The 4327-nt window shown below is 39.1% G+C and carries 3 protein-coding genes and 1 tRNA gene; all 4 read left to right on the plus strand.

All coding sequences use genetic code 11. The features are described 5' to 3' along the window. Window positions 1-114 precede the first annotated feature (114 nt). Window positions 115-1302 carry an esterase-like activity of phytase family protein gene (locus PN497_RS10205; protein ID WP_272110044.1) on the plus strand — a complete coding sequence of 396 codons (1188 nt, stop codon included), beginning with the start codon at window positions 115-117 and terminating at the stop codon, window positions 1300-1302. Between the two features lie 581 nt (window positions 1303-1883). Continuing rightward, window positions 1884-1957: transfer RNA gene (locus PN497_RS10210), tRNA-Asp, on the plus strand. A gap of 154 nt (window positions 1958-2111) precedes the next feature. Next, window positions 2112-3551, plus strand: a complete 1440-nt coding sequence (gene gltX / locus PN497_RS10215) for a glutamate--tRNA ligase (RefSeq protein WP_096571613.1) — start codon at window positions 2112-2114, stop codon at window positions 3549-3551. A gap of 153 nt (window positions 3552-3704) precedes the next feature. After that, entirely contained in the window at window positions 3705-4199 is a 495-nt protein-coding gene (locus PN497_RS10220) for a hypothetical protein (protein WP_096571611.1), read from the plus strand. The last annotated feature ends 128 nt before the right edge of the window (window positions 4200-4327 follow it).

Raw genomic sequence — 4327 nt, forward strand, 5'->3', positions numbered from 1 at the left:
CCTCCTGACTCCTGACTCCTGACTCCTGACTCCTGACTCCTGACTCCTGACTCCTGACTCCTATGCCCTCACGGAAAGACTTTCTCAGCAACCCCTAATTGGCATTATTTCTTCATGCAACTAATGAAAAAACTCAGAAAACCACTATTCATTATTTACTTGACGATTACCATTATCATTAGCAGTATTATCAGTATATTCTTCAGTAATATTGCCTCAGCAACAGTTAAAATAACAGATATAAAATTTATTGGTGCAGCCACCTTACCCACAGGATACTCTTTCCAAAAAACCGAACTAGGAGGATTATCAGGAATTACTTATGATGCTAAAAATGATCTTTATTATGCCATTTCTGACGACAGAGGGCAAAAAGCACCTGCTCGATTTTATACCTTAAAAATTGACCTCAGCACAGGAAAATTAACCAAAGATGGAGTTATTCCCGTAGCTGTCACCACCTTATTAAATGAAAATAATCAAAAATTTCCTCCTAGTGAAACCGATACAGAAGGTATTGCTGTAACTAACAAAGCCACTGTATTCATTGCTTCTGAAGGAGATGTGCAAAAATCCATAAATCCTTTTATTCAAGAATTTTCTCTATCTTCTGGCCAAGCTATTACCAGCTTACCTATACCGGATAAATTTTTACCAGATCCAAAAAGTCAGCAGGGTATACGTAATAACTTAGCTTTTGAAAGCCTCACCATCTCAGAAAATAATCAATTATTATTTACAGCGACTGAAAACGCACTCATTCAGGATGGTGCAGCGGCAAAACCTGGCTTTGGTAGTCCTTGTCGCATTGTGCAATATAACCTAGCCACCAACCAACCGGAAAAAGAATTTCTGTACATCACAGAACCAGTTACACCGCTATTCAATTTTACAGGCAGGTTTGACAGTGGATTACCAGATTTACTTTCTTTAGATAATCAAGGACATTTACTGAGTGTAGAAAGAACTTTTACAGGTTTGGGATTTGCGATTTCTTTGTTTCAGGTTTCCCTAGAAAATGGCGATGATATTCATGATATTAACAGCCTTTCAAACATTGACATCAACAAAATCAAACCTGTAGAGAAAAAACTACTCTTAGATTTACAGACTCTCGATGTAGCTTTAGACAACATAGAAGGCTTAACCCTTGGTCCAAAACTACCTGATGGACAAACTTCCTTAATTCTAGTCAGTGATAACAATTTTAACAAACTCCAAAGCACCCAGATCCTAGCCTTTAAACTCAAGCTAGAATCACCCTTAAATCGGTTATTGCGTCTGCTACGAATCTCTCTATAGAAACGAATCGGGAGCCACTTCTAATGATTCCCTCACAGAAAGACTTTTATGCCTACGGCACCCTACGCGAACAGCAACCCCTAATTAAGTAATTCTGAAAAATGAAAGTTTAGATTTATCAAAGTTTTTTGTAATCTGCGAGCAAATTTGTTTAGATTTACATTGCGCTTTTATGTAATGGAATATCTGCTAATAATTCTTACTCTTTGATTCTCTTTACCCTTGAACCCCCCCATCACTGCGCTAATATTCTTAGCAGTAGTATTGCCACAGCACAGAAAGAAAAGTTAAAAGCTTGGGTTAAACAAAGTGAGTAATTACCTTATCTCATACCAGCAAAAAATTGTTAAAGCAGCAGTACAAGCAAATCCAAACTCAAATATTGGCACATCTGGAAGCTAAAAGCCAGTCCACAGGTTAGGAGGTTGGGGAGACAGGGGGAGCAGGGGAGGATAATAACCCAATCACCAATCACCAGTCACCTGTGAAAAAAAAAATTTCAATTTTTTCTCCCAACTACTTGACAGCCAAAAAAGATTAAGCAATAATAGTATAGTTGAGAAAAACGCAATCAACTGTTAGGGACTGTAGTTCAATTGGTTAGAGCACCGCCCTGTCACGGCGGAAGTTGCGGGTTCGAGCCCCGTCAGTCCCGTTTCAAAACCCTGAAATCTGATTCCTGGGAGAAAATTTTAAATATCTCTCAGGAATGCTGTTTTTAACAGACTGGGAAAATAACCCATATCGGTGGTTTACAACCACTCAGCACTTGTTAAATTAATAATGCTTTGTGAGAGAGAGAATTAACTGTGTCTGTAAGAGTTCGTATTGCTCCCAGTCCTACTGGTAATTTACATATTGGTACAGCCAGAACTGCTGTATTTAATTATTTATTTGCCCATCATCACGGTGGTAAGTTTATTTTACGCATTGAAGATACAGATTTAGAGCGATCGCGTCCCGAATATACTGATAATATTCTCACTGGACTGCGTTGGTTAGGCTTAAACTGGGATGAAGGTCCATTTTTCCAATCTCAGCGTTTACACCTCTACCAAGCAGCAGTACGGAAATTATTAGATCAAGGTTTAGCTTATCGCTGCTATACCACATCAGAAGAATTAGACGCGCTGCGGGAAGCACAAAAAGCCAGAAACGAAGCACCCCGCTATGATAACCGTCATCGTAACTTGACCCCAGAACAACAAGCAGCTTTTGAAGCGGAAGGTCGTTCATCTGTAATTCGCTTTAAAATTGACGATGATCGGGAAATTGTTTGGAATGACCTGGTACGGGGTAAAATGTCCTGGCGCGGAAGTGACTTGGGTGGTGATATGGTCATTGCTCGCGCTTCTGCTGAAGGTATTGGTCAACCTCTATATAATTTTGTGGTAGTGGTAGATGACATTGATATGCAAATTACTCATGTCATTCGTGGGGAAGACCATATTGCCAATACAGCGAAACAGATTTTACTTTATGAAGCTATGGGTGCAAAAATTCCAGAATTTGCCCATACACCCTTAATTTTGAATCAAGAAGGGCGCAAACTTTCCAAACGGGATGGAGTAACTTCAATTTCTGACTTTCAGAAAATGGGTTTTACTGCGGAAGGTTTAGTAAATTATATGACCTTATTGGGATGGTCTGCCCCAGATTCTACGCAGGAAATATTCACATTAGATGACGCTGCTAAAGAATTTACCTTTGAACGGGTAAATAAAGCAGGTGCTAAATTTGACTGGGATAAATTAGATTGGATTAATAGTCAATATATCCATAATATGCCAGTTGATAAACTCATAGATTTGCTAATACCTTTTTGGGAGGAAGCAGGATATACATTTACTAGTGGTAGGGAGCGTCCTTGGTTAGAGCAGTTGGTAAGTTTAATTGCTGCTAGTTTAACGCGGTTAGTGGATGCTGTTCCCATGAGCAAAGTCTTTTTTACTGATGGGGTAGAGTTCAGTGAAGAAGGTAGTCAACAACTGCAACAAGAAGGGGTGAAACCTGTACTGCAAGCAATTGTGACAACTTTGGAAAATCAACCAGAATTTTCCGCAGATACCGCCCAAAGCATCATTAAACAAGTGGTAAAAGAGCAAGGTGTCAAAAAAGGTTTAGTAATGCGATCGCTCCGAGCAGCTTTAACCGGGGATGTACATGGACCAGACCTAATTCAATCATGGTTATTGTTAAATCAGATTGGTTTAGATAAACAACGTTTAAGCTATGCACTAGCTAGGTAATAGGTGACTGGGGTGATGGGGTGATGGGGAGGTAAATAACCCAATCACCAATCACCAATCACCACTCACCACTCACCTGATAACTGCAAATATCGGGAACTTAAAATAAAAGATTCTTGTCTTTAAAATTACTTAAATATAAATATAATTACAATGACAAAAAAATCCCTTAATCTAGCCATTAGATTATCGTTGATGATAGTTACACTTGGTGTGACAACAGTGATGAATAGTATTGTTAATGCAGAAGAAGTTCCGCCTATTTTTGGTGATATCACCATTAACCGTCAATTTTCACCTGATCCTTTGACAGTCAGGGGAATGAGTGGAGGTTCAGTTCCAGCGAGCAAAGTTAATGGAGAAACTGAAACTCCTACAGGTTCATGTACTGGGTTTGTAGATGAGGACCAAGATCACACTTTAAAACTGCTCAGTAAATTTGACTACCTAAAACTGCAAGTGGAAAGTAAGGCCGACACCACTATAATGATTAAAGGACCAGGTGGTATTTGGTGTAATGATGATTTTGATGGGAAAAATCCTGGTATTGTGGGAGAATGGTTAGAGGGTATTTACAAAATTTGGATTGGTTCCTACGAAGAAGAGAAATACTTTCCTTACACTTTAAAAATCACAGAAGTTAAGTAATAGTTGATAGTTGATAGTTGATAGTTGATAGTTGATAGTTGATAGTTGATCGGGAAACATAAAATTGATTACCCAGTCCCCAGTCCCCAATCCCCAGTCCCCAATCCCCAGTCCCCAGTCCCCAATCC

This window comes from Sphaerospermopsis kisseleviana CS-549, assembly GCF_028329225.1.
Taxonomy (GTDB): domain Bacteria; phylum Cyanobacteriota; class Cyanobacteriia; order Cyanobacteriales; family Nostocaceae; genus Sphaerospermopsis; species Sphaerospermopsis kisseleviana.